This window comes from uncultured Campylobacter sp. (genome assembly GCF_938041645.1).
GTDB lineage: Bacteria > Campylobacterota > Campylobacteria > Campylobacterales > Campylobacteraceae > Campylobacter_B.
In genome coordinates this window covers 20,889-47,392 of the sequence record NZ_CALIST010000014.1, presented here as the reverse complement: position 1 = coordinate 47,392, position 26,504 = coordinate 20,889, and the positions used below count along the sequence as shown (strand labels likewise).

The 26,504-nt window shown below is 47.8% G+C and carries 24 protein-coding genes and 2 pseudogenes; 25 read left to right on the top strand and 1 reads right to left on the bottom strand.

The window, feature by feature from the left end; translation table 11 throughout:
- The first annotated feature begins 22 nt into the window (after positions 1-22).
- The 7 genes and pseudogenes from Q0600_RS01920 to Q0600_RS01890 form a co-directional block, all read left to right on the top strand.
- Entirely contained in the window at positions 23-1,168 is a 1,146-nt protein-coding gene (locus tag Q0600_RS01920; protein WP_298756289.1) for a hydrogenase small subunit, read from the top strand.
- Positions 1,169-1,170: 2 nt separating this feature from the next.
- Positions 1,171-2,892 carry a nickel-dependent hydrogenase large subunit gene (locus Q0600_RS01915; protein WP_298756286.1) on the top strand — a complete coding sequence of 574 codons (1,722 nt, stop codon included), beginning with the start codon at positions 1,171-1,173 and terminating at the stop codon, positions 2,890-2,892.
- A gap of 3 nt (positions 2,893-2,895) precedes the next feature.
- A complete protein-coding gene (gene cybH, locus Q0600_RS01910; RefSeq protein ID WP_297879865.1) occupies positions 2,896-3,570 on the top strand; it encodes a Ni/Fe-hydrogenase, b-type cytochrome subunit in 675 nt (224 codons plus the stop codon).
- Positions 3,567-3,662, top strand: a pseudogene (locus Q0600_RS01905) (hydrogenase expression/formation protein); the annotation flags it as partial. The gene cybH and the pseudogene Q0600_RS01905, both read left to right, overlap by 4 nt.
- 27 nt (positions 3,663-3,689) lie before the next feature.
- Positions 3,690-4,445, top strand: a complete 756-nt coding sequence (locus Q0600_RS01900; protein ID WP_366517533.1) for a hydrogenase maturation protease — start codon at positions 3,690-3,692, stop codon at positions 4,443-4,445.
- Positions 4,429-6,066, top strand: a complete 1,638-nt coding sequence (locus Q0600_RS01895; RefSeq protein WP_298756283.1) for a hypothetical protein — start codon at positions 4,429-4,431, stop codon at positions 6,064-6,066. Before Q0600_RS01900 ends, Q0600_RS01895 begins: the two co-directional genes overlap by 17 nt.
- Before the next feature lie 285 nt (positions 6,067-6,351).
- Positions 6,352-9,591: pseudogene (locus Q0600_RS01890) on the top strand (Sua5/YciO/YrdC/YwlC family protein); the annotation flags it as partial.
- A gap of 1,130 nt (positions 9,592-10,721) precedes the next feature.
- On the opposite strand, the gene Q0600_RS01885 reads toward Q0600_RS01890, so the two are convergent.
- A complete protein-coding gene (locus Q0600_RS01885) occupies positions 10,722-10,907 on the bottom strand; it encodes a hypothetical protein (RefSeq protein WP_298756280.1) in 186 nt (61 codons plus the stop codon).
- 413 nt (positions 10,908-11,320) lie between these two features.
- Between Q0600_RS01885 and nikR the strand changes: the two genes are divergently transcribed.
- From nikR to Q0600_RS01800, 18 genes are all read left to right on the top strand, one after another.
- Complete coding sequence (gene nikR / locus Q0600_RS01880; protein ID WP_297988291.1) at positions 11,321-11,752, top strand: nickel-responsive transcriptional regulator NikR; 432 nt, start codon at positions 11,321-11,323, stop codon at positions 11,750-11,752.
- Positions 11,753-12,502: 750 nt separating this feature from the next.
- Positions 12,503-13,324 (top strand): hydrogenase nickel incorporation protein HypB, encoded by an 822-nt coding sequence (hypB, locus tag Q0600_RS01875; protein ID WP_298756277.1) that lies wholly within the window; start codon positions 12,503-12,505, stop codon positions 13,322-13,324.
- Positions 13,324-13,605 carry a HypC/HybG/HupF family hydrogenase formation chaperone gene (locus tag Q0600_RS01870; protein WP_298756274.1) on the top strand — a complete coding sequence of 94 codons (282 nt, stop codon included), beginning with the start codon at positions 13,324-13,326 and terminating at the stop codon, positions 13,603-13,605. Before hypB ends, Q0600_RS01870 begins: the two co-directional genes overlap by 1 nt.
- 35 nt (positions 13,606-13,640) lie before the next feature.
- Positions 13,641-14,738: a hydrogenase formation protein HypD gene (gene hypD, locus Q0600_RS01865; protein WP_298756271.1), complete on the top strand. Its 1,098-nt coding sequence runs from the start codon at positions 13,641-13,643 to the stop codon at positions 14,736-14,738.
- 179 nt (positions 14,739-14,917) lie between these two features.
- A complete protein-coding gene (gene hypE / locus Q0600_RS01860) occupies positions 14,918-16,123 on the top strand; it encodes a hydrogenase expression/formation protein HypE (protein ID WP_298756269.1) in 1,206 nt (401 codons plus the stop codon).
- A gap of 112 nt (positions 16,124-16,235) precedes the next feature.
- A complete protein-coding gene (locus Q0600_RS01855; protein WP_298756266.1) occupies positions 16,236-16,793 on the top strand; it encodes a hydrogenase maturation nickel metallochaperone HypA in 558 nt (185 codons plus the stop codon).
- Between the two features lie 782 nt (positions 16,794-17,575).
- Positions 17,576-18,343 carry a hypothetical protein gene (locus Q0600_RS01850; protein WP_298756263.1) on the top strand — a complete coding sequence of 256 codons (768 nt, stop codon included), beginning with the start codon at positions 17,576-17,578 and terminating at the stop codon, positions 18,341-18,343.
- A 271-nt stretch (positions 18,344-18,614) separates the two neighbouring features.
- Entirely contained in the window at positions 18,615-18,923 is a 309-nt protein-coding gene (locus Q0600_RS01845) for a hypothetical protein (RefSeq protein WP_298756260.1), read from the top strand.
- Entirely contained in the window at positions 18,917-19,177 is a 261-nt protein-coding gene (locus Q0600_RS10540; RefSeq protein WP_366517532.1) for a hypothetical protein, read from the top strand. The genes Q0600_RS01845 and Q0600_RS10540 overlap by 7 nt, the downstream gene beginning before the upstream one ends.
- Positions 19,178-19,234: 57 nt before the next feature.
- Entirely contained in the window at positions 19,235-19,648 is a 414-nt protein-coding gene (locus Q0600_RS10535; RefSeq protein ID WP_366517531.1) for an ABC transporter substrate-binding protein, read from the top strand.
- Positions 19,645-19,824: a hypothetical protein gene (locus Q0600_RS01835; protein ID WP_298756257.1), complete on the top strand. Its 180-nt coding sequence runs from the start codon at positions 19,645-19,647 to the stop codon at positions 19,822-19,824. Before Q0600_RS10535 ends, Q0600_RS01835 begins: the two co-directional genes overlap by 4 nt.
- Positions 19,825-19,917: 93 nt before the next feature.
- A complete protein-coding gene (locus tag Q0600_RS01830) occupies positions 19,918-20,964 on the top strand; it encodes an ABC transporter substrate-binding protein (RefSeq protein ID WP_298756254.1) in 1,047 nt (348 codons plus the stop codon).
- Complete coding sequence (locus Q0600_RS01825; RefSeq protein WP_177388354.1) at positions 20,964-21,944, top strand: iron ABC transporter permease; 981 nt, start codon at positions 20,964-20,966, stop codon at positions 21,942-21,944. Before Q0600_RS01830 ends, Q0600_RS01825 begins: the two co-directional genes overlap by 1 nt.
- A complete protein-coding gene (locus Q0600_RS01820) occupies positions 21,928-22,692 on the top strand; it encodes an ABC transporter ATP-binding protein (protein WP_298756251.1) in 765 nt (254 codons plus the stop codon). The genes Q0600_RS01825 and Q0600_RS01820 overlap by 17 nt, the downstream gene beginning before the upstream one ends.
- Positions 22,693-23,185: 493 nt before the next feature.
- On the top strand, positions 23,186-23,779 hold the full coding sequence (locus tag Q0600_RS01815) for a hypothetical protein (protein ID WP_298756248.1): 594 nt from the start codon (positions 23,186-23,188) through the stop codon (positions 23,777-23,779).
- A 108-nt stretch (positions 23,780-23,887) separates the two neighbouring features.
- Positions 23,888-24,586 carry a hypothetical protein gene (locus Q0600_RS01810; RefSeq protein WP_298756245.1) on the top strand — a complete coding sequence of 233 codons (699 nt, stop codon included), beginning with the start codon at positions 23,888-23,890 and terminating at the stop codon, positions 24,584-24,586.
- A 91-nt stretch (positions 24,587-24,677) separates the two neighbouring features.
- Entirely contained in the window at positions 24,678-25,322 is a 645-nt protein-coding gene (locus Q0600_RS01805; RefSeq protein WP_298756242.1) for a hypothetical protein, read from the top strand.
- A 143-nt stretch (positions 25,323-25,465) separates the two neighbouring features.
- A complete protein-coding gene (locus tag Q0600_RS01800; RefSeq protein ID WP_298756239.1) occupies positions 25,466-26,248 on the top strand; it encodes a hypothetical protein in 783 nt (260 codons plus the stop codon).
- Positions 26,249-26,504: the final 256 nt, after the last annotated feature.

Genomic DNA, 26,504 nt, shown 5'->3' with positions numbered 1-26,504 from the left:
TCCTAAATTGCAGGAGGACATTATGGTTGATTTAGCTCAAATTTCGGCTAGACTTGATGCCGTTGAGCGTTTACCGCGAATAAAAGCAGAGGAGAGCATACAAGAAAGGCTTAAGAGCAAGGGTTTTTCGCGGCGCGATTTTATGAAATGGAGCGGAGCGATGACCGCGATGCTAGGGCTTCCGGCCGCATTTGCGCCTAGCGTGGCTCGAGCTGCGGAGCTTGCTGATCGCCTGCCGGTGATCTGGCTTCATATGGCGGAGTGCACGGGCTGTAGCGAGAGCTTGCTGCGCACCGACACGCCTACTATCGACAGCCTCATATTCGATTACATCAGCCTCGAATACCACGAGACGATAATGGCTGCCGCAGGCTGGCAAGCCGAGGAAAATTTAGAGAGCGCGATCGAAAAATACAAGGGGCGCTATATCTTAATGGTCGAGGGCGGAATCCCAAGCGGCGAGAATGAATTTTTCCTAACCGTGGGTCCTGAGGGCAAGAGCGGAGCTCAGCACTGCAAACACGCGGCCGAAGGCGCTGCGGCAATATTTGCGATCGGCACCTGTTCGAGCTTCGGCGGTATCCAAGCCGCAGCTCCGAATCCGACCGGCTCCGTAGGTTTGGACAAAATCATAAACAAACCCGTCATCAACGTCCCGGGCTGTCCGCCTAGCGAAAAAAATATCGTCGGCAACGTGCTAAATTTTATCCTTTTCGGCACGCTTCCGAGCTTGGATGTTTATAACCGACCGAAATGGGCTTACGGGCTACGAATACATGATCTATGCGAGCGCCGTGGGCATTTCGACGCGGGCGAGTTTGTAGAAAGCTTCGGCGATGCGGGCGCGAAGGACGGATACTGCCTTTATAAAGTAGGCTGCAAGGGTCCTTATACGTTTAACAACTGCTCGCGCGAGCGCTTCAACTCCCACACTAGCTGGCCGGTACAGGCTGGTCACGGCTGCATAGGCTGCTCGGAGCCTGATTTTTGGGATCATATGGGACCTTTTGAGGAGCCTTTGGCGGATCGCCTTTATGAAAGTGTTTTCGGCGGGCTCGGCGCTGATGCTACCGCAGATAAGATAGGTATCGGAATTTTAGCGATCACGGGTGTTGCGGTAGCGGCACACGCGGCGATTGCGTCATTTAAGAAAGATAAAGGGGAATAATCATGTCGCAAAGAATCGTAATAGATCCGATAACCAGAATAGAGGGACATTTAAGAATAGAGGTCGTAGTGGATGATGAAAACGTCGTCCGCGAGGCTTATAGTAGCTCGACGCTATGGCGCGGGCTTGAGACCATAGTAAAAAACAGAGATCCTCGCGACGCGGGATTTTTTATGCAAAGAATTTGCGGCGTCTGCACCTTCTCGCATTACAAAGCGGGCATCGTCGCGGTAGAAAACGCCCTCGGTATCACTCCGCCGCTAAATGCCTTGCTAACGCGCACGTTGATGGCTAACGCGCTATTTTTACACGATCATCCGGTGCATTTTTATCAACTCCACGGGCTTGATTTCGTAGACGTAGTAAGCGCGCTTAGCGCCGATCCTAAAAAGGCTAGCGAGGAGGCGTTTAAATATTGCGATACCCCTTATGCGTGCGGTGCGGATAAACTAAAAGAGGTGCAAGATCGCGTGGGCGCTTTTGTTAAGAAAGGCGCTTTGGGACCTTTCGCTAATGCCTACTTCGGCCACCCAACATATAAACTTAGTCCGGAGCAAAATTTAATCGCTCTTTCACACTATCTTGAGTGTTTACGCATTCAGCGCACGGCGGCTCAGATGATGGCGATATTCGGTGCGAAACAGCCTCATCCGCAAAGCCTCACCGTAGGCGGCGTAACCTGCGTAATGGATATCCTAAGCCCTGCAAGACTGGGTGAATATATGTCTAAATTTAAAGAGGTCGCGGACTTCGTAAATCGCGCCTACTATCCTGATCTCGTAATGGCTGCGAAGGCTTACGGCAACGAGCCTAGCGTGCTAAACGATATCGGCGTGGCAAATTTATGGACTCACCAAGAATTTCAGCTTTCAAAGAACGAATGGCTATTTCAAAGCGGCATGATACTCGACGGCGATATTAGCAAGGTTTTGGAGTTGGATGAAAACAAGATCACCGAGGAGGCAACGCATGCGTGGTATAAAAACGATGCGGCGCTTCATCCTTACGACGGCGAGCAAGAGCCGAATTATACGGGCCTTAAGGACGGACAGAGCATCGACGCGCACGGCAAAGAAGCGCATACGAAGGTGCTCGATACCCAGGGTAAATACACCTGGATTAAGGCTCCGCGATACGACGGCAAGCCGCTTCAGGTAGGACCGCTTGCAAATATCGTGGTAAATTACGCAAAGAAAAACGAGCGCGTAGTAAAGGTTGTGGATCAATTCCTAAAAGATACCGGCTTGCCGCTTGAAGCGGTATTTTCGACGCTTGGACGAACGGCGTGCCGTATGATCGAGGCTAAAGTCGTTGCCGACAACGGACTGATCGCACTAGAAAATTTAATCGCAAACATCAAAAGCGGCGATACCGAAACCTGCGCAAAATATGTAATCGATAACTCAAAAGAGTACAAAGGTCGCTATATCGGTCACGTGCCGCGCGGCGCGCTTAGCCACTGGTGCAGGATCGAAAAGGGCGTCATCAAAAACTGGCAGGCGGTCGTACCTTCTACTTGGAACGCCACACCGAAGGATAAAGACGGCGCTATGGGCGCTTACGAATCCTGCTTGATCGGACTTAAGCTTGCCGATCTTTCCAAGCCGCTAGAGATCATCCGCCGCATCCACTCTTACGATCCTTGCATCGCTTGCGCCGTGCACGTAATGGACGCTAAAGGAGCGGAGCTTGGCTGCTATAGGGTAGATCCCAGCAAAGGATAAACGATGAAAAAAAGATTTGCGGAATACGAATTCTCCATCGGTCTTAGGCTCACGCACTGGCTGCGCGCGCTTTGCATTACGCTTTTGGTGATCACTGGATATTACATCGCCTTTGTTTTCACCGCGCCCGAGGTGAGTCCCGAGCCGGTGCTTTTCATGCAGGCTAAATTTAGATTCGTGCATCTGATCTTCGGCTTTGCGATGATCGGTGCGGCGATCTTTAAAACCTATCTTTTCTTCTTCGATAAAAAGAGCAGAAAAGAGCTTTTGAGTATCAAGGATTTTTTTAGCCCGCGCGTCTGGATCGCTCAGATCAAATACTATATCTTTTTGGGCGAGCACCCGCATCTTCGCGGCGTTTATAACCCATTGCAGTTCATCTCTTATCTGGGCTTTTATCTAGTGCTGTTCGTAATCTGCCTAACGGGTATGATATTATACGTGCACGTCTATCACGAGGGGCTCGGCGGCGCGCTATACGGGCTCTTGCGCCCGCTGGAGGCTGCGATGGGCGGTCTAAGCGAAGTGCGAATGATACATCATCTTTGCATGAATATCATCATAATCTTCGTGCCGATCCACGTCTATATGGCGGTCTTTAACGCCGTTAAGGGCAGAGACGGCGCGATGGATGCGATCGTAAGCGGCTATAAATTTAAAAAGGAAGAGCACGCTTGAGGATGCTGGTACTGGGTATCGGCAATGTCATCTACGCGGACGAGGGCATAGGCGTGCACTTCGTCCGCGCGCTCGCGCAGAACTATAAATTTTATCCTAAAGCTAGCGCGCGAAATTCTATGGCGGGCGAGAATTTAACGGCGCAGAATTTTATGCAAAATTCCGCCCAAGTATCTGCGATACAAAATTTTACCTCGCAAAATTCCATAGAGCGCGACCCCTTGCAAAATTTTGCGGATGAAAATTTTATCTCCGAGCAAAATTTCGCAGCAGTAAATTTAGACCGAAATTCTACTCCAGAACATTCCACAAAGCAGAATTGCGCTTCAAATTTTACTTCGCAAAATTCCGTCATAAATTCCGTAGTGCAAAGCTCTATCAATGCGGACTTTGTCGCCGTAAATTCATCCGCGCCGAGCAGTAGCGCGGATCAGATCCGATTTATCGACGGCGGGACTCTGGCTAGCTTTTTGATGCCTACGATGGCGGAATTTGATGAAATTTTGCTCGTAGATTGTATAGACGCGGACGGCGCAAAGGGCGGCGAGGTGTATTTTTTCGACTACGACGCGATGCCTAAGCAGATCAGCTGGAGCGGTTCGGCACACGAGGTCGAAATGCTTCAAACCCTGCAGATGATGGATCTTTGCGGCGATCTGCCTCACGTTAAAATTCTAGCGGTCGTGCCGCGGCGCATCGAAGAGGCGAGCTTTAAGCTAAGCTCTGTGATATTAGAGTCCTCAAAAATCATGGAAAAAATGGCGCTTAAGCACCTATCGGATCTTGGCTTCGCGCATGAAAAAATCGCCGATCTCAGCGCCCAAGACATCGCGGATCGATTTGCAAAAAGGGGGCGAGATGATAGTAGCATATGAGTTTAACTACCTTAATGAAAACGCGCTAATAGCGCACTTTTTGCTGTTTTATGCTCGCAAAAGCGCACTTGAGTTTTGCCTGAAAAAAGAGGCGAGCCTAATAAGCCTTTTCGTGCGCGGCGGCGAGGATGAAATTTTAAAATTTAGCGACGAGGCGATGCCGCTGATCCCAAACTCCATATTTTTGGCAAAATCCTCCGTGCGCGTGGTGGACGAGGGCAGCGCCGAAGCGAAAGCGCTGAAATTTAACGGCACGTTTGAAGATACCTCCTCGGGCGATTTAAGCAAATTTTTAGAGGATGAAATTTCAAACGCCCATAACACCGCTAAATTTAATAACTTCACTCCGCGAGTGATGAAGGAATACCTCGCTCACTCCGAGCCGTCTCAAAACGAATTCGAAATAATAAGCGACGCTAACGTGCTTCATGAGGAAAAATTTGAAGCGGTAAGCAGAGATAATTTTGCTGGCTTACTAGAGTTTTGCCGCATAAACTTATTTCATGCTCAGCAGGTGCAGATTAAGCGCGGTGGCGCAACTTTCACGCTCAAGGCGGACGTGGATTTTAGCGCCGATTTTCTGATAGCTGCAGGAGTGGGCGCGCTGGATGGGATTTTTGTGAGCGACGAAAAGAGCAAAATCGCGCTCGCAGCCTTCGAAAAGCCGCTCATAAGCCTAAAAACCAATGCGATCTTTAGAAAAAATCACGAGGACGCGCCTAAATTTTTTGACGTAAAGCTTGCGGGCGACATATTCGTGTTTGCGCTGGGACGTGCTTTGGCAAGCGACGGGATCTATTTTTTAAGCGCAAAATGCGAAAGCGCAGCGCAGAAAGATAAAATTTTTAAGGTCGCGCCGCTGCAAAACGGCTTTTTGATCGTGCAAAACGAGGACTTTTTAAGCGACGCCGCAAGCTCTTATCTGAAAAACTCAAAGGACAAAAACTCCGCTCTTTTTGCGCTTACGTGCCGCGAAAAGGGGCTTTTAGATGATCCTAAAAAACGGGTTTTGCGCTGCTTTTTGGGCGTGGGCGCGGACGATGAGATCGCAATTTATAGCGAAAGCTCCAAAAAAATTCTGCTTAAATTTGATCTGCCGCGCAGTTTTGACGAGCTTAAGGCGCAAATTTGCGCCGACGAAACGGGCGCTAAGCTGCTTGAAAATTTCAGCGCCAAATTTAATGTAGATGCCGCGAAAATCGATGAAATTTTAAAAAGCGCAAATGCGGGATTTTACGGCATCTTTAGCGTCGCCGCGCAGCTTATCTGGGGGCGCGATGCGGCGTTTTTGATCGCGGCTGCGGAGGATTTTGCGGGCGGCAAAGGGGTGCGGCTTGATTTTTGCACGGACGAGCGCGGCTGCGTGCAAGCGGATAAAATTTTGCGCTCGGCGATGAGCTATGCGCTCGCAGGCGCCAATGAAAAGCTGTTTGCGTTCGGATTTTTCGATAGTTTGGGCTACTTTTTAAACGATCTGGCAGATGAGCGAAAAGAGGATTCTGACGTTTTGATCTTCGGCGGCGCGATGTTTGGCGGGCGCAAATTTGCGGATTTAATGCTTAAGCTTTGCAAAAATTTTGACGCGAGCTTTAGCGACAGCTTCGCACTTCAAGCTCGCTAGATTGGGCATATATGCGAATTTTTGGCAAAACTCCTAAGTCTTATCCGCAAAATAGCGAGTTGCGCGGACATTGCGGCGCCGATAGCCGCGCCATACGGGCTAAGCTTAGCGCAAACGAGACCACGCGAAATTTCAAAAAAGCGGCAAAGGACGCGGGCGTGAAGGATCAAATTTTATTAAATTTAGAGCATATTTTGAGGCGCCCGGTACGTTTTACCCGCCCGCTGCGAGCGCAACTTGCTTGCAAAACAGCTCCTGCACCGCGCAATTTATGAAAGCACATACATGAAAGCGGCTAAATTTGAGGTTTTCGGAGCAGTGCAGGGGGTCGGGTTTCGCCCGTTCGTCTATAAACTCGCCGTGGATTTGGGGCTAAAAGGCGAAGTTTATAACGACGGCGAGGGCGTTAAAATCATCGTTTGTGCAGATCTTTCCGAGCCGCAAAAAGGCTCGATTGATAAAAATTCCGCCCTTTTAAATTTAGATGAGCTAAATTTGAGCGAAACCGTAAGTTTGTCACGAAATTTTGCAAGTTCAAATTTAAACGAGAGTTTCTTTTCGACACAGAGCACACCGAGCTTGCCAAATGATTCGGTCGGCTTGCCGCGCGATTTGGCGAATGGTTTAGCTGGTGTGTCTGATTTGACGGATGATTTGCAAGCCGCAGCGAGCGAGAAATTTTTACCAAACTTATTCGAGACCGATCTAAACGAGCAGGGCTCCATTTTGCCAGCTTCGTCGGATCAAAATTTCATCGTGCAAAATTCGTCGCAGCAGCGCGGTATGTCGCAGAATGAATCGTTGCAAGACTTGCAAAATACTAAGCGCGACTTGCAAAGCGCGAAGGGGGATTTACAGGGCTTTAAACGCAATCCGCAAAGCGCCGAGCAAGATCCGCGCGAAGAAGAAATTTTAAAAATTTTCGAGCAGCGCCTTCGCAGTGAAGCGCCGCCGCTTTGTCGTATCGATAAAATTATCCGCACCGATCTAAATACGCAATATTTTACTGATTTTAAGATCACGCAGTCCAAGGAGGGACGTAAATTTAACCCGATTTTGCCCGATTTTGCGATCTGCGATCAGTGCAAAAAAGAGTTTTACGACCCGCAAAATCCACGCTTTCACTATCCTTTTATCAACTGCACCGATTGCGGCCCGCGCCTTAGCATCATCGCCGCACTGCCGTATGACCGCGCAAATACCACGATGAGAGCGTTTGAGATGTGCGAGTTTTGCCGCAGCGAATACACGGACCCGCTCACGCGCCGCTATCACGCCGAGCCGATCTCCTGCCCGCACTGCGGCCCGCAGCTGTTTTTATGCGGCACAGGCGGCGAAATTTTATCAAGCGGCGAGGATGCGATAGCGCGCACGGCGGAGCTTTTGTGGCGCGGACAGATCGGCGCGATCAAGGGGATGGGCGGCTTTCATATCGTTTGCGATGCGACGAACGAGCGCGCGGTACGCATGCTGCGAACGCTTAAAAAGCGTCCGAGCAAGCCCTTTGCGATCATGTGTCGCGATGCGGCGCAGGCGGGGCGCGCAGCGAACCTAAGCACGGAGGAAGAGGCGCTGATAGACTGTAACGTCAAGCCGATCGTGATTTTAAAAAAGCGCGAGTTTGTTTGGCGCACAGAGGCGGGCTTTGCGGCGGATTTCGGCACGCAAAATTTAAAGGCGCAAAGCAAAAATCCTATATCGCCGAAATTTGCGGGTGAGCAAGAAGAATCGGCGCAAGGGCAGGGCTCTGCGCTACAAAATTTACGCAATTGCGCGGCGCAAAATTTTAGCACGCAAAATATTGGAGTTTGCGCGGAGCAGGGCGGGTTGCATAGTGCACAAATTTTTAGCAAAACGGCGCGCCGTAATTTCACCTGCGATGCGTCGGTTGCGGGCGGCTCGCGGAGCGCAGAAAACGAGCTAGGACGCGTATCGAATGGGTCTGGTTCGCAGTACGCGGCTAAAAATTTTAACTCGCCGCAAGCAGAAGGCGAGCTAAAGCTGCGACATACAGCTAATGAGTTAAATTTACACGCAGCGGATAGCCAAGACTCGCAATGTGCGGCGAAGAAGCCTGATTCTTGGCTTGCAACGGACGAGTCTATTTCGCAAAATTCGGCGAATATGCAGGGCTTGCGACATGCTGCAAATGCGAACCTACAGAGCACGGATGCGAATTCGAGCTTGCTGCAAGTAGCAGGCGAGCTGGAACCGCGGCAAACAATTAACGAGCCAAATTTACAGCTTGCAGCTGATAACAGAAACTCACAATGCGCTGCGTACGAGTCTGGTTTGCAACAGACCTTAAATTCGCAAGGCTCATCATTAACTCAGCTGCATACGACGGACGCGCGCGGCGCCCATTCCGATAGCGAGGGCGATTTCGTGCGTTTGCCCGCAAGCTTTTCGGCGATTTTTGGGGCAAGTACGATTTTTATCGCTCAAAGCGTGGCGCCGAACCTTAATAAAATCGGCATTTTCCTAGCCAACACTGGCGTGCATCTGCTGCTTTTTGAATACTTTGATCGCCCGATCGTAGCCACAAGCGCCAATATCAGCGGCGAGCCGATTATTTTTAACGCCGAGGAGTTGCGCGAGAAGCTGGGCGGCGTCATCTCGTTTTACCTGGATAACGACCGCGAAATTTTAACGCCGAGTGACGATAGTATCGCCTTTTTACCGCAGTTTGAAGCGCGAGCTTCGGCGCCTGCTTCAAAAACGACTCGCAGTTTAAGCAAAATTTCCGCGCCGCTTCCGACCTGCACCGAGATGAAAAACTCCGCGCAAAATTCCATCCTAGCGCAGAATTTTGTGACTAATTCTGCGACCGCACAAACCCTTATCGCGCCGCAAAATTTTAATGGAAATTCCACGGATGGGCTAAATTTTGAGAGCTCGCAAAGACCTTCCGATACGGATACAAATTGCGACGTCGTAAATTTTACTTCCAAAACTAGCTGCGACGGCACAAAATTAGCGCCTCTAAAAAACCAAAATGACGCAAATTTCGTCGCCGAAGCGAAACCTGTTTGCGAAACGAAATCCGCCTGCGCCGCAGGTATCGCAAATTTAGCAAACGAAGCAAATTTCACAAGCCCCGTAAATTTCGCAAATGTCGCAAAACCGACAAGTAGCGCAAATTTGGCGAGCTACACAAATCTTTCCGCCGAAGCGGACGCTTTAGATCACGCGCTGTTTTTGCGAACATCTCGCGGAATGAATCCAAAAATTTTCCCTAGCAAATTCCGGCTCAAAGGCACTTTCCTGGCGCTCGGGGCGGAGCTTAAGAACCAGTTTGCGATCTACAAAGACGGGCAAATTTTCATCTCGCCCTACATCGGCGATCTTAAAAACGTCGCCACGAATGAGCGATTTTTCGCGCTTTTGGATATGTTCGTGCGCGCCTACGAGCTGAAATTCGACGCCGTCATCGCGGATCTGCACCCGCAGTTTTCGCATACGCGATTTTTCGAGCAGCGCGGATACCCAGTGGTGCGCTACCAGCACCATTTCGCGCATCTGGTGTCGAATCTGGCGCAAAATGAGCTGCTAAGCAGCGGCAAAAAATACCTCGGCTTTTGCTTTGACGGCACCGGCTACGGTACGGACGGCACGATCTGGGGCGGCGAGGTGATGATCTTTGATCCGCGCGGCTACCGACGCGTCGCAAAATTTGACGAGATCGCGCTTATCGGCGGCGAGAATGCGATAAAAAACATCTACAAACTTGCGCTTACTCTCGTGTTTAAATTTAACGCAAAGGACGCCGCGCGCGAGTTTTTGGCAAAATTTAGCGCGAGCGAAGTAGCAAATTTAGAAAAAATCGCGCCGCGTGCCGTCCGTTCAAGCTCGCTAGGGCGGCTATTCGACGCGTTTGCAGCGGTTATTTGCGATCTACGAGCCGTAAGCTTCGACGGCGAGGCCGGCATGCGGCTAGAAAACCTCTATACCCGGGGCTGCGAGCAGAGCTATAAATTTAGGCTGAAAAAAGCGGGCGAAAATTTTATCCAAAACGCGGCGCGTTTTGCTTCACAGCAACGAAGCGCCGATGATTTGCGGCACGAAACACAGCGCAAAGCGGGGCAGGGCGGTTTGAATGTGCAAAATAATAGCGACGCCAAAAACAGCTGCGAACTGCGAGGCGATTTTAAAGAGCTTGCGGACGATGCGGCGAGTAAAAATGAGCTTAGACTAGCGGCTCAAAACATCGCCGAAGGCAGTGGCAAAAAGAATGAAAGCTCCGCCGCAAATTCTATAAACCAAGCATCTGCCCTAAATTTAATAAATTCTAAAAGCAAAAATGCTTCTAGCGCCGATCAATCCCCGCAGAATAGAGCTTGCGCGCCGAGCTTTGAAGACGAATGCTACGTGATCGATTACAAAGAGGCGTTTTTGCAGGCTTTGCGCGATGAGCCGCACTTGGCCGCGACGAAATTTATAAACGCCATCGCAAACTTTATCGCGGAGTTTGCGGAGGGCTTCGGGCTCGAGGTTGCGCTAAGCGGCGGGGTCTTTCAAAACGCCACGCTTCTAAATCTTACGTGCGCGAAGCTGCGCGAGCGAGGGATAAAATTCCATCTAAACCGCGCCGTTCCTTGTAACGACAGCGGCATCGCCTACGGACAGCTCGCGGCGTATCTAAGCGAAATTTCGCGCTAAGCTCGTCCACAAAAAACGCAATTATAGCCGTTAAGCTCGCTCTTTATGAAATTTATTAGTCTCATCTCGCCGCTAAATTTGATGGCTCTGTGCCCTGCCTGCGCTTTGCGTAAATTTCTAACGCTACGGGTGGTAAAATCCACCGCGGCTAGCTTTTCTAAAATCGCAAAATCAGCGAACAAATTTACGCCTTGCTTGTCTTTATATGTCGCAACCGAAATGTTAAAATTTTAAAATTTAACGGCGCGCCGTTGTCTGCCATAGCATTACGGCGCACTGCTATGGCAATCGATGTAAAATTCTACCGCGGCGCGTGGCTAGATACTGCGCAAATCCCAAGCTAAGACGCTATTTAGCGCCTGACTCTTAAAATTTGGACGCAAGCTCGCGGTAGAATTTAAAATAACGTAGCACCGGTAAATTTCATCGCGCTAGTACTAAAATACAACGCGAAACTGCGAGCAAAATTTCAAAATAAGCGCGGTGCCTTGGAGCTTTAAATTTTAAAGAATAAGCCAAATTAGCGCAAAATTCTTACTATTTGAGCGGAATTTCGGTAAAATTACATTCAAAATACGCGAAATAGGGGGACACTATGAAAAAAGAGGAAAAAGAGGGCGCCGTAAGATTTAGCATTTCGCTGCCGACGAAGCTTTTTGAGGATCTCGATGAGATGGTGCGCGCCAAGCAGTACCTAAGCCGCAGCGAGTTTATCCGCGATCTGATCCGGGAAAAGATGGTCGAGGGCGTGCTTCATGGAGATGGCGAGGATGACTGCGTGGGCGTGCTTTGCATCGCTTACGATCATCACCAAAGCGATCTGATCGAGCAGCTCGTAGAGATCGAGCACCACGCAAACGTCACCATCGTCAGTACTAGCCACTTCCACATCGACGAGCGCCACTGTTTCGAGGAGATCACGATGCGAGATAAAATTTCAAAGATCGAGCGGCTCAGCGCCAAAATCGGCGCGCTAAAAGGGGTGAAATTTTCCAAGCTCGTAAAGGCGGTTATCACCGAAGCGTAGGGCTTTTGCATGTTTTTGAAAACAGCGCGTCGCGCTAAATTTATGCGCCTTTAAATTTAAACGCAGCTGCGGCGCGACTTTTTGCAGGTTACGAAGCGCGATTCTCGATCGAGTGGAGAATTCGGGCGGCGCGGCTGCGCAAGGCGTGCAAATAAAATTTGTTTAAATTTACGCGGCAAACGAAAGCGCGAAATTTTATAAATTTTAATCAAAAGCGCTCTTGTCGCGGGTTGAAATTTACGCACTGGCGCGAGATCGGTACAGCTAGCGACTAAATTTTATAAGGAGCCGCATTTTCATGCCGTATTTGTAAAGCCCGAGTTAGCTTAAAATCGATATGAAAACGGCTGCCGCGACGATGTTCGGCACGCCGGAGAGAGCACGCGCGAGATTGTAGAACACCGGGATAAAATCCGCTCGCAAGCCCTGAATTTCGCGCCCCTATCTGCGGCGATCTTTAGTTTATTTTGAGCCGTTGTGAGCTACGATATCTAAATTTACGGCGTACGGCTCTGCAATCTGCGAGTAGGCGATTAAATTTAAAGCAGCGCTTTGCTCGCGAGCTTTAAAATTTTGCGTCGAGCCTTCGCAAACAACGTATGAAATTTAGATAAAACCGAAGCGCGTAAATTTCAAGCCTCATTAAATTTCATAAAATTCCGCACTTCGATATAAAATTTATCAAATTTACGCCATTTAAAGCAAAAACGTGGTATTTTACGCGCAAAATTTATTTTCCAAGGATAAAAAATGTGTAAAGATTGTGGCTGTTCAGTAGGCCATACTCATGACGCTCATTCGCACGAGCATCTCCACACCCACGCGGACGGCACCGTCCACTCCCACGCTCATATGCACGAGGCGGGGATCGATCATGAGCACGACGCGCACGATCACGTCCACGCAAATGTCGCTATTAGCGACGCCAAGACGATCGAGGTGATGAGTAAAATTTTAAGCGCCAACGACGAGGAGGCCGCTCACAACAGAGCCCATTTTGACGAGGATAAAATTTTATGCTTAAATTTGATGTCGAGCCCCGGTAGCGGCAAGACGACGCTACTTGAGGCGACTATCAAAAGCGGCAAATTTAAAATCGGCGTCATTGAGGGCGATCTGGAAACCAACCGCGACGCCGATCGCATCATAAAAGCGGGCGCGCAGGCCCATCAGATCAGCACCGGCGAGACCTGCCATCTGGATGCCTTTATGGTTCACGAGGGGCTTCATCACATCGATACGAAAGGCTTGGATCTAGTTTTCATAGAAAACGTCGGAAACCTCGTCTGCCCTGCGGCATTTGACGTAGGCGCGCACCTGAACGTAGTGCTTCTAAGCGTGCCCGAGGGTAGCGATAAAATCGCAAAATATCCGGTGATATTTCGCCGCGCAGACTGCGTCGTAATCACTAAAACCGCGCTGCTACCGCATTTTGACTTCGATATGGAGGTGGTGGTGCGCGAAGTGCACAAGCTCAATCCGAAAGCCGATGTCATCGCTCTTGATAGTAAAAGCGGAGAGGGCGTGGAGAAATGGCTGAAATTCCTACAATACAAGAAGGAATTTCGTTAATGTGCCTTTCAATCCCTTCAAAAATCATCTCGATCGACGAAAATAATTTCGCGACTGTGGAGACTCTGGGCGTGCGCCGCGGCGTGAGCTTGGATCTGCTTCCCGAGCCCGCGGAAGTCGGGGAGTACGTGCTGATCCACGTGGGCTTTGCGATGGAGAAGATCGATACGCAGCGAGCGAAGGAGAGTATCGAAATTTACGAGCAGATCGCAAAGCAGATGAAGGCGGAAGAGGGCTTGGTGTATGAAAGCATAGAGCCGAGAGCCGGCACAGAGAATTAAAACGGCTTGCAAACCCGTAAAATTTAAGGTAAATAATGGATCTAATCAAGGATTTTAGGGATAAGGAGCTGATTTTAGCGCTTAGCAAGCTGATAATTTCTAAAAGCAAAAAGCCGTTAAACATTATGGAGATTTGCGGCGGGCACACGCACTCGATCATGAAATTCGGCCTTCCGAGTCTGGTCGGCGAAAATATCAAATTTATCCACGGCCCCGGCTGTCCGGTGTGCGTGATGCCGCGCAGTCGCATCGACGAGGCGATCAAGCTCGCCGCGATGCCGCAGAGTATTTTTTGCACTCTAGCAGACATGCTGCGGGTTCCTGGCTCTCGCACAAGCTTACAGAAGCTGCGCAGCGAGGGGCACGACATCAGAGCGCTTTATAGCCCGCTTGATTGCATAAAGATCGCGCAGGAAAATCCGCAAAAAACGGTGATATTTTTTGCGATCGGCTTTGAGACGACGACGCCGATGAGCGCCGTGCTGATCGATAAGGCGCTAAGCTTGGGGCTAAAAAATCTCTTTTTTCATATCAACCACGTCACGGTGCCCGCGCCCGTGCGAGCGATCTTAGACGACGCAGACGTGCAAATAGACGCGTTTTTGGGGCCTAGCCACGTAAGTGTGATCACCGGCGCGAAAGCCTACGAGAGCATTGCGCGGGATTACAAAAAACCGATCGCCGTAAGCGGATTTGAGCCGCTTGATATAATGGCGGGCGTGTTAAATTTGGTGGAGCAGCAAAACGCCGGCACCTACGAGGTTTTTAACGAATACGAGCGCGTCGTAAAAGAGGACGGCAACCAAAAAGCGCAAAATTTAATAGATAAATATTTTGAAATTTATGATTTTTCGTGGAGAGGGCTCGGCGAAATTCCAAAAAGTGGCATGAAGTTACGCCCGCAGTACGCGGCGCTGGATGCCAGGGTGCAGTTTGATTGCAGCGTACAGAGCGCTCCCGAGAGCAAGGCCTGTATCTGCGGCGAAATTTTGCGCGGCAAAAAAAGCCCCTATGATTGCAAGGTTTTCGGCAAGCACTGCACGCCGCAAAACCCGATAGGATCGTGCATGGTCTCAAGCGAAGGCGCATGCGCGGCGTACTATAAATACGGCGACGTCAAAAACGCGGGCTAAATTTTGCGCGCGGTATCGCAGAGCGTAAATTTTAAAAATAAGTCGTACTTTAAAATTTTAATCGAAGAAAAACGTTGCACTAAATTTGCTTTAAAATTTTGCGCGGCGCCGTAGCGGCACGGCTTGTTCGGCTGCGGAATACGGGCTTATAAATTTAAAACCGAGTGAAAAGGAAAAATTTGAACGAAACTATACTTTTAAGCCACGGCGGCGGCGGCGAGGAGATGAATAGGCTCATCAACGAGACGATCTTTGCGGCGTTTGATAATGAAATTTTACGCGCGAACAACGACAGCGCGATACTAAATTTAAATTTAGACGATTTAAATTTAGACGCCAGGGCGGGTTTTGATCGCGCGGCGAACTCTGCTTTGAATTCGGCGGCTAGTTTCGGCGGCGAGCTGGCTTTCAGCACCGATAGTTTCGTCGTCACACCGCTATTTTTTAATGGCGGCGACATCGGCAAGATCGCCGTTTGCGGCACCGTCAACGACCTTGCGATGGTGGGCGCCAAGCCGCTGTTTTTAAGCTGCGCACTCATCATCGAGGAGGGGCTTAGCTTAAGCGAGCTGCGACGCATCCTGGACTCGATGGCGAGCACCGCGCGAAGCTGCGGCGTTCGTATCGTTTGCGGAGATACGAAGGTCGTGCCGCGCGGCAAATGCGATAAAATTTTCATCAACACTAGCGGCATCGGCCGTGTTTTGCGACCTGCGCGCGTTCAAAACATCAAAGCGGGCGCAAAAATCCTTCTTAGCGGCGACATCGGGCGGCACGGGGCGGTGATACTCGCGGCGCGCGACGAGATCGCGCTAAGCAGCGAGCTACAAAGCGACTGCAAACCGCTTTGCGCTGCGGTCGAAAAGCTGATCTTGCAAGGCGTAAAGATCCAAGCGATGCGAGATGCGACGCGCGGCGGGCTCAGCGCGGTTTTGAACGAATTTGCAAGCTCTAGCGGGCTTGAATTTTTAGTGCGTGAAGAGGATATCAAAATCAGCAACGAAGTAGTTGGCGTGTGCGAGCTACTGGGCTTTGAGCCATACGAGCTTGCAAACGAAGGCACTTTCGTAGCGATCGTAGAAGATGGTGCCGAGGCAGATAGGGCGCTTGAGATACTGCGCGAATTTGACGCAAATGCCGCAATCATCGGCGAGGTACGCGAAGTAGGACACGACAAAGGCGAATTTAAGGGCGCTTTGACGCCTAGACCTAGTACACATGATGGATCTGTGGGTGCGAGCGACGCGGGCACAGTATCAGAAAATAGGGCGGGGCAATTTCAAGTTCCGTATGTGGCAAAAGGGCGAGTGATTTTGCAAAATGCCTACGGATCGCAGCGATTTTTGGAGCTTCCGAAAGGCGAGCTGCTGCCGAGGATTTGTTAAATTTGCGTGCAAATTCGGCAAATTTAAGCCTAAATTTCAGAGCACGTTTTTAAATTTACAACAAAATTTCGTATAGAATAATACGGCGCGGCCGTAAAATTTAGAGGAAAAAATGCATGAACTATCGATCGTAGCGGATCTTGTGGCGCTATGTGAAAAGGCGTTAAACGCCGAAAAAGCGAAGAAAAAAGGCGCGGCCGAGCAGGGCGGTAAAAATAGCTGCGACATCGCCGATACTGCCAATGAAAATACGGATTTCGCAAATACCGGCATAGACACTAAGAATACCGAAAATACGGGCATTGCGAATATGGACTCGAACGACAAAAACGGCGATTTTTATAAAAATTTAGATGCGAAACCACAGGCGTCTTACGATGCATTTGGTTCGAAAAGTCCACAGATAAGGGAGCTGCACGTAAAAATAGGGCGACTAAGCGGCGTAGAAGCACATTACTTGCAAAACTGCTACGAAGTCTTTCGTACAGGCACCGTCTGCGAAAATGCGGATCTCATCATCCATACCCAAGAAATCGTCGTAAAATGCAAAAACTGCGGTTTTAGCGGAGATTTGACGCAGAACGATTTTTCTTGTCCGCGCTGCAAAAGCTCCGAAATCAGCGTAATCGACGGCGAGGATATGTATCTAATGCGCCTGGTTATTGAATAAAAGAGGGCATTTTCTAGGGGCAATAACTTCCCATATTTCGAATTTAAACTCCGTGCATAAGAAAACTTCAAAAACTTCATTTTTGCCCAATTCAGATATTTATCTATTTTAATTCTTGCAGAAAGCACATCGTCTTGCTGATTTTATTTGAAGTCGCGTCAAATTATCAAATATAGAAAATAGATTTATGTAAAAATTCTTCTAATAAAAACCATTAATAAAAACAACAAATGCGTTAAAAATACATGAAATTATTCATATAATTATGCGTGAATTTTGTATTAGATTTTTACTTGAAAATTATAGTTTTCAATATAAAATATCTAAAACTATGGGGATTTTGGCGCTTTTCAACACTAATTATCGTATATCGTCTAAAGAACCCAAAAGATTAAATGTAAATTTTCTATCATTAGGTTTTATATTCTGCCTTACTTATCGTTCCATTTAGCTTTTAAATTTAAAGTCAATTGTTCTAGATATAGACACATTGTGCGGGATAAAATAAAAATTTCATAATTTAACTAGCGCAAAAGCTAAATTGCCCTGCTTACTCGCAGATTCCTGATTTGCCCTCTTTTAGAATTTAATCTTTTAGGCAAAATAGATTAATTCCATTGAAATTTTACTTACGCCCTCCCCTTGTATTGCTCTTAGCAAATTTTTTCTTGCGCTCGATGCGAATTTCAAAATTTAGCAATACGCAGTTTCTAAATTTATCTAAATTTCAAAACCAGGCATGTATAATCTTCGCCATAAATTTTAAAATCCAAAGGCAAAAAATGAAGCGCAACACTTTAGACGCCATAAAATTTCGCGGCATAGCCTCTAGCGTTTTATCGATCTGCTGTTATCTGATCATTTGGGCTTGTTGCGAGTTTTTGCGCGACATTACGATGAGAGGATTTTTTGCCGCCGCAGCCGCAATCGTCGCCGTGATTTTTACTTCGATGGTCTTTAAGCTCTCCGCGACCAAAATGATCTCGGGTATCTCTGATAGTAAGGTCTTTAGGGCGTATTTAATTAACTTTATCGCCCGAGTGCTTTGGACTATCGTATTTATTTCGCTTTTACCATACTCTATGAATAATAATATTGTGAGCTTGGAGACTCTAGATTATACCTTACACGAGCGAGGCGGTTCTTTCGTGGAGGCATTCTATTGCATTTTAGCGGCTATGGCTATAGGACTTAATCACTCTATGGAAATTAAAGAGACGCAATTTGTTACCATTTGGTATGTAACGATTACAGCGTTTAAGATTATCGGCACCATAGCACCGGCAATAGTATATTGCTACTTAGGAGAAGCCACTAAGAGTAAAATTTTTTATGCTTACGCGTGGTTATATTTTATATCTTTAGTGCTTGTAGAAATCATCAATTCGTTTATTAAACTACCGGAAATGAGTAGCGCAACCGCAGCGTACATTGTACTCACGATAATCCTTTTATCTGAAATTTTAGAACTTATCGCCTGGATTAGGATTAAAGGAATTTCGGGCGCGGAGCTTTGGAATAAAAATTTATGGACGACGCCTGCAAAATAGATCATAAAATCCAATCTAAAATTACGCGCGAGCGCTTGAAATTTTACAAATTTGCTTCACAAATTCCATATCGCACCGCGAAATTCTACGCGAAGCCCATGCGCACGATGTAAATTTTTAAATTTGCCCTACTTTAAAATTTCATCTTTTACCTAAAATTTATCATTAAAAATCTATAATATTTCAAAGTATATTTTCTAAACGTAACCGCCTAAAAAGCGCGCAAATCGGGCGTATTAAGAAGTATATAATCTAAATTAAAGGATAGAAAATGAGTAAGCCTCACTCTTTCGCGCTAGCTCTTGCGCTGTGCGCGAGTTCGCTTTTTGCAGATCGCGTCGTAACTGATCAGCTAGGTCGCGACGTCACGCTGCCTGATCAGGTTAAGCGCATAGTCGTGCTTCAGCACCAAAGCCTAAACGCGCTCAACGAGCTAAACGCGCTGGATAAGGTCGTCGGCGTGCAGGAGTCGTGGGAAAAGTCGCTCGGCAAAAACTACATCCGCCTAGCGCCGAGCCTCAAAGATATGCCCACACCTGGCGATCTGAAGGTCATCAACTACGAGGCGGTGCTTTGCTAAAGCCGGGCGTCGTGATCGTCACGAACTACATCCCGCAAGAATACATCGACAAAATGACGGAGCTCAAAATCCCAGTCGTCGCCGTTAGCTTTCAGCGCAGCGACGCTGCCGATAAGGGCAAGCTAAATCCGACCTTCAAAGACGACGAAGCCGCCTACACCGAGGGCTTTTACGACGGGATCGAGCTTCTTGGCAAGGTCGCAAACCGTGAAAAAGAGGCCGCCGAGCTCATAAGCTTCGTCAAAACCTCGTAAGAGCAGCTAAAGGCTAAATTTAGCGACTTCATCGTCGATAAAAGACCTAAAATTTACATGGCAAATCCCGATCTTACGACCTACGGCAGCGGCAAATACACGGGCATAATGTTTATGCGCGCAGGCGCGCAAAACGTCGCAGCGGATAGTATCAAAGGCTACAAGCAGGTTTCGCCGGAGCAAATTTTAGCGTGGGCGCCGCAGATGATCTTCGTGCAGGATCGCTACCCGCAGGTGCCGGCCGAGCTCAAATCCAACCCGCAGCTTGCAAATTTAAGCGCGGTCAAAGGGGATAAAATTTACATGATACCCGAATATGCCAAAGCGTGGGGCTATCCGACCGCCGAAGCCATGGCGCTTGGCGAGTGGTGGCTAGCGATGAAGCTCTATCCGAAGCACTTTGACGAAGCGGAATTTAACAAAAAAGTGGAGGAATTTTATCAAAAATTCTACCGCACGAGCTATAAATGAAATTTTCCGCCCTGCTGCTGCTCTGGGTCCTGCTATTTGCGGTATCGCTGGGCATCGGGCAGTATCCGATTAGCCTAGAGAAGAAGGGCAAAAATTTTTATAGCAAAATTCTGCGTAAAATCACAAAATTTTGCCCTACGAAAGCATCTGAAATTCCCCACGAAAAAATGAAATAATTTATATAAAAATTTATCTAGATTTTATGCCGATCGGCTATAATTCCGCTATTCTAATCCCGCATATTTTCGCGGAATTTTCAAGGAGAAAAAATGCTTAAACTTCACTCAATCCTTCTTGGCGCAGCGCTTTGCGCTAGCCTGACTTTTGCAGATCGCACGATTACCGATCAGCTCGGCCGCAAGGTCACGATCCCGGATCAAGTAAATCGCATCGTCGTGCTACACCACGAAGCGCTCAATGTCTTAAACGAAATCAACGCCCAAGATAAGGTCGTAGGCATCCTAAAAAGCTGGGAGCAGCGCCTAGGCAAAGAGTATAATCGTTTGGCACCAAGTTTTAAAAACCTACCTAATCCGGGCGATATCAAAGATGTCAATTACGAAGCTCTGCTTAGTCTAAAGCCCGATGCGGTCGTAGTGGTCAACTACTTCCCTAAAGAATATATCGCTAAAATGGAGGAGTTGAAAATCCCAGTCGTAGGTATTTCATTTTTCAGCTCTGCACAAGAGGAAAAAGCTAAGCTAAATCCGACCTTTAAAGGTGAGCGCGATAGCTTCGCTGCTTACGATGAGGGCTTTTATGAGGGGGTTAAAATTCTAGGCGAACTAAGCAATCACGAAAAGGATGCCGCTGAACTAATAGATTTCGTTAAAAAATCACAAGCTGATTTAAATGCCAAATTTAGCAATTTTATCGTAGATAAAAGACCTAGAGTTTATATGGCGAATCCCGATCTTACGACCTACGGTAGTGGCAAATATACTGGCGTAATGCTAGCAAGAGCGGGTGCGACAAACGTCGCCGCTGCAGATATAAAGGGCTACAAACAGGTTTCGCCGGAGCAAATTTTAGCATGGAATCCGCAGATTATCTTAGTACAAAATCGCTATCCTCAAGTACCTGCCGAACTTAAGGCGAACCCTGCGCTAAAAGGTCTTAGCGCCGTGAAAGAGGATAGAATTTATCTAATGCCTGAATTCGTTAAAGCCTGGGGGCATCCGACTGCTGAAGCGATGGCGCTTGGTGAGGAATGGCTTGCGATGAAACTTTATCCGCAAAATTTTAAGGACGCAAACTTTGATAAAAAAGTAGAGGAATTCTACGAGAAATTTTACCGCGTCAAATATCAAAAATAATGCTGAACCTAATCCTACTTCTTTTTTGGGTAGTGCTGGCGCTAATCTCGCTCGCTAGCGGGCAGTTTCATATCCCACTAGAAGAAATTTTTAAAATTCTCTTTAGCGGAGGTGGCGATGAAGCCGCCAAAAGTGTGATGCTGGATGTTAGAATTCCGCGCATTCTACTCTCCAGCCTTTGCGGTGGAGCGCTTGCTATCGCGGGTTTGAGCTTACAGGCGGTATTTAAAAACCCGCTCGTTGGCCCGCACATCGTAGGCGTTAGCACCGCAGCAGCATTCGGCGGCGCGCTTTGTATCTTGCTAGGATTGAGCGGCTTATGGCTTGCGGGTTTTGCATTTTGCTTCGGACTTGCGGCGCTATTTTTACTCTATCTTTTGGCAAAATTCGTAGCACGCGCTGATATTTTTTCACTCATTTTAGCAGGTATAGTCATTAACGGCGTATTTGCCGCACTTACGAGCTTGGTGCAGTATCTGGCAGACGATGAGGAAGTACTGCCTAATATCGTTTTTTGGCTACTAGGAAGCTTCGTAAGCGCAGGATATGATAAAGTAATTTTGATGTGCGCGATCGCCCTGCCCGCTTCTGCAGTCTTAATCGCGCTGAGATGGCGGTTTAATCTACTCAGTCTAAATGATGATGATTTGCGCGTGCTAGGCGTGGATGTTAAGTTTCTGCGCTGCACGATCCTAGCGCTTTGCACTGCTCTGATCGCCGTACAAGTTAGCGTCAGCGGAAATATCGGCTGGGTAGGTCTTGTAGTGCCGCACGCCACCAGGCTCATCGCAGGCAGCGACCACGTGAAGCTAATGCCTGCCTGCTTCATCGCAGGAGCGATCTTTATGCTGGCAATCGACGATCTATCTCGCTCGCTAAGTAGCGCCGAAATTCCTTTAGGAATTCTATCCGCTCTCATCGGAAGCCCGATCTTTGCCCTACTTCTAAAAAGGAGTGCCAAAAATGCAAAATCTAATTGAGGTAAAAAATGCTGGCTTTTACTACGAGGCGGAAAAATTCTGCTTTCGCAACTTAAACTTCGAGCTTGCCAGCTCTCAAACATTAGCGATTTTGGGCTTAAACGGGCAAGGTAAAAGCACGCTAATGTCGTGTATGATGGGGATTTTGCAGCCTAAAGAAGGCGAGATCGTGCGCAAGGCAAAATTTGCTTTCTTGCCTCAAAGCTTTAACGTCGCATTTGATTACAGCGTGCTTGACATCGTACTGATGGGGCGGGTACGCGAGATCTCGCTCTTTTCAAAACCGGGCAAAAAGGATATTCAAATCTGCCTTGACGCTCTGGATACGCTAGGCGTCGCCCATCTGCAAAAGCGCAGCTTTAACGCCCTTAGCGGCGGGCAGAGGCAGCTCGTGCTCTTTGCTAGAGCCCTAGCTAGCGGCAGCGACGTGCTGTTTTTGGACGAGCCTGCAAGCGCGCTTGATATCAAAAACCAAGACCGCGTGCTAAGCCTCATCGCGAATCTGCGCTCAAATAGCGATGCGAGCATAGTTTTTACCACCCACCAGCCTAACCATGCCCTCGCAGTCGCCGATCGCACACTGATCTTGCGAAATGATCTTAGCTACAACTACGGCGCAAGCAACGAAATTTTAACCGAAACCGCGCTTAGCTCGCTCTACAGCGTACAGATCAAAACGGCGGAATTTGACGTTGCGGGCGAGCAAATCCCCAGCATCACGCAAATTTTCAGCGCGCAGGTGAAGTAGCGGCGCGACAAAGCAACTCATCAATCGGCGTGAAATTTTAAATCGTGGGATTTTGTCTTGAGTTAAATTTAAATCGCGAAATTTTGTTTTGAAATGCCGTCTTGAAATTCTGATTAAAATTTTATATCGAGGTTTTGCCTTAGAATTCCAGTCTAAATTCCATAGTGAAATTTTACCGAGAAATTCTGATCAGAAATCTCATAGCGGAATTCTACCTGCGGCTTGCCGGTTTTCGAAGCGCGCAATGAAAGATACCGCGCTTGTGGTTTAAAATTTTTGTAGTAGAATTCTGCCTGCAAATCCATAGATGGAATTCCGTTTTAAATCCCGCGGCGAAATTTTATTCTCGCTCTGGTAGAATTCCTGGAATTCCGAAATTTCGTAGTTTGCAAGCTTGCCGCAACGAAATTTAAAAATTTTAAATTTAGCTATTTAATTCCTGCTTTACATCGATTTATGTATACTTCGAGATAAATTTTAAAAAGGCTTATATATGCAAGATCTCGTATCTCAGGCAAGAAAAGAGGGGATGATCAGCACCGGCATTGATCTATTTTTAGCGGCGGTGCCTGCGACTTTAGTTGCGCTAGATATTGCTAAGAACGATATGCTAAGGCTTAGCGGCAACAAGACGGCTACCTATATCACTGGCGGAATTATTTTTGCTCTTTTGTGTGTTTCGGTATTTTTCAGGCTAAGAGCGCTCCGCAAAATTTCAATGCCTAGCGGCATAAAAGCGGCAGCGCTTTACCGCAACTGCGTAATTGTCTGCATCTGTGTCATTGCCATAACAAGCATTTTTTTATCGATTCCTTTATCGATCTCACACAAGCATTTGGCAATGATATTGTGCATTTTAATAGCGTTTGCGGGCGCAATCTACATGATCGTAGCGTGGTTTTGCATAAATTTTGCTCTAGCACGCGTAAGCGGCGTGGGGATCTTTGAGACGTATGTGTGGTTCTGTGTCATCCTTTTTCCGTTAAATGCACTATACCATTTGATATTCCCCATGACCCTCACAATAACTAGCATCGTGCACCTGCTAGCCTGGAGCAAGATAGAAAAGATAAGCGTAAAAGTTTAGAATTTCGCAAATATCTTGTCGCGATAGAATTCCGATCTGATCGGTTTAATTTATATTTTATGCTTGTTTATATATACTTCTGGTCAAATTTTTAAAAAGGGTTTATATATGCAATTCATTGTATCTCAGGCAAGAAAAGAGGGGATGATCAGCACCGGCATCGATCTGTTTTTGGTGGCACTACCCGTGGTTTTTATCGTAGTAGGCTATGTCTCTTTCAGCGAGCCATGGCGCCTTGACGACGAGATGATAAATTATATCGCTAGCGGAATTTTGATTGCTTTTATTTGTGTTTCAGTATTTTTCAGATTGCAGGCGCTCCGAAAAATTTCAGTGCTTAGCGGCATAAAAGCAGCGACACTTTATCGCAACTGCATAATAATCTGCGTCTGCTTTTTTGCGCTAGCGCTCGTGCTCAATTACCTTTATCCGAGAGAGCCTGACGCAGACGGCGGGCAGAGTGATAATCCATTTGCGGCGATATTTGGACTAGCGCTTTTCGTAGGCGTTATTTACATAATCGTCGCATGGTTTCGCATAAATTTCTCTTTGGCGCGCGTAAGCGGCGTGAGTACCTTTCGGACTTATGTGTGGCTTTGTGTGGGACTTTTTGTGCTAAATATACTATGCAATGCAGCGATTATTGCTATAGCTATTTCCTCCGAGCCGCGGACCGAGCAGGTCTCGGCTTTAGCTATTGCTGTCGTAATGCTTAAACTGCTCCTGCCGTTTGCCGCTCTCATAATAACTGGCATCGTGCACCTACTAGCCTGGAGCAAGATAGAAAAGATAAGCGCGGAGGTTTGAAATTTCGCGAACCTCTCGTCACGATGAAATTTCGCTCTTTCCGGTTTGATTAGCGTTTTACACTTCGAGATAAATTTCAAAAAGGCTTATTATGCAAGATCTCGTATCTCAGGTAAGAAAAGAGGGGATGATCAGCACTGGCATCGACCTGTTTTTAGCGGCGGTACTCGCGGTTTTTAAGGTGATAGGCCTTGCTTCCGGCGGAATGTTCTTAATAGTCAGCGGAATTTTTATCACTCTTATCTGTTTCTCGGTGATTTATAGGCTAAGAGTGCTCCGCAAAATTTCAATGCTTAGCGGCATAAAAGCGGCGGCGCTTTACCGCAACTGCGTGATGATCTGTATCTGCTTCGTGGCGCTTTTATTATTTTATCCGGCAGGTTGTTACAGAGAAGTAACGATAAAAGAGATGATAGAAGAGACTATATGGAATTTAGCGGTGCCCGCAACCGCAATCTACATAATCGTAGCGTGGCTTCGCATAAATTTCTCTTTGGCGCGAGTAAGCGGCGTGATGATATTTCGGATCTACGTGTGGCTCTGCGCCTTCTTTTTCGCGCTAAATTGGCTATGTGGCGCAGGGCCCTTCGGTTTGGCTACCTCCAAGCCGCAAATTGGTGATACGGTTGCGGCTTTAGTCATCACATCGTTTAAGGAATTTTTGCCGTTTGCCTCTCTCATAATAACTAGCGTCGTGCACCTACTAGCCTGGAGCAAGATAGAAAAGCTCGCCTAAGCCGAAGCGCTTTCGTTTTGCAGCAACCGCGCGCTTTTGCAAGTCTAAACCGCAACGTCCAAGCCGCGCTATCCGGCGCAGCATCGCCGCACGCAGCAAAGCCGCAAGATAGCGCGTAAATTTAGAAAATTCAAAGGATAAAAATGAAAGAAATTTCAAAGCAAGATCTGCTTAGCAAGGCGAAATTCCGCGGAGTTTTAGGTGCCGTGATTTTGCTAGGCATCGGCGTAAGCGGCACGGTGGGCGTAAGCAGCATAGACGAGGACGCGGTCGCGATTTTTAGAGTTTTAGCGCTACTAGCGACACTAGCGATATTTTACGACTGCTTCGTTTGCCTAGAAAAGGCGCTAGGCGTGCGCTTCGTTAAGACCTATAGGCTGATAGAAAGTATCCCGATCGTCGCGATTTTGTGCTACTGCGCCATGGTAGTAGCGCTAAAAGAGGGCGCGATGCTAGGTCTACTCTACACCCTGCTCTACGTCCTTTCGACGTGCGCAGCGGTGATAATCTGGGGCGTATTAAACTGCCGCCTAGCCACACTTAGCGGCGTGGATTTATTTAAAATCTACGGCATAGTGGTGTCTGTGGCATGGCCCTGCGAAGCGGTATCGGGCGCGCTAGCTGAAATAGGCGTAATCCTCGCTCTGCCGTATCTAATCGCAGCGTCGCTGGTAACGGCGTTTTCGGGGATTTTGCTAATCATAGCGTGGATAAAATTCAACCCCGCAAGGTTATGCGGCGCGGAAAATTCTAGCGAGCTTGACGGCGCCAAGCTAGGCGCGGACGGCGAAAAACTGAGCATTTACAGTAAACTAGCTGCTTTTAAGAAATCAGACGCGGACGATGCGAAAAAGCCCGCTTCCAAGGCGAGCGCAGATGATACGACCGCCGCAAGACGCCCGGGCAACCCCGGATTTAAATTCTAACTCTATTCGCAAGATGGAATTTTGCAAAATTTTTAAAATTTAAGGCGCGGAATTTTATCGCGACGCGCGGTGCATCGGGCGGAAACACGGGATTTTGATTTAATTTTATCCGCTACGAACGCGCAAAATTTAGGGCAAAATTCCAAGCCGAAATTTCGCGATCAATTTAAAATTTTAAGCAGAGGTTCAATCCGAAAATTCCTACGAAGCAAAATCCAAGCCAAAATTCCAGCTGAAATTCTAAAATTCCGATCTA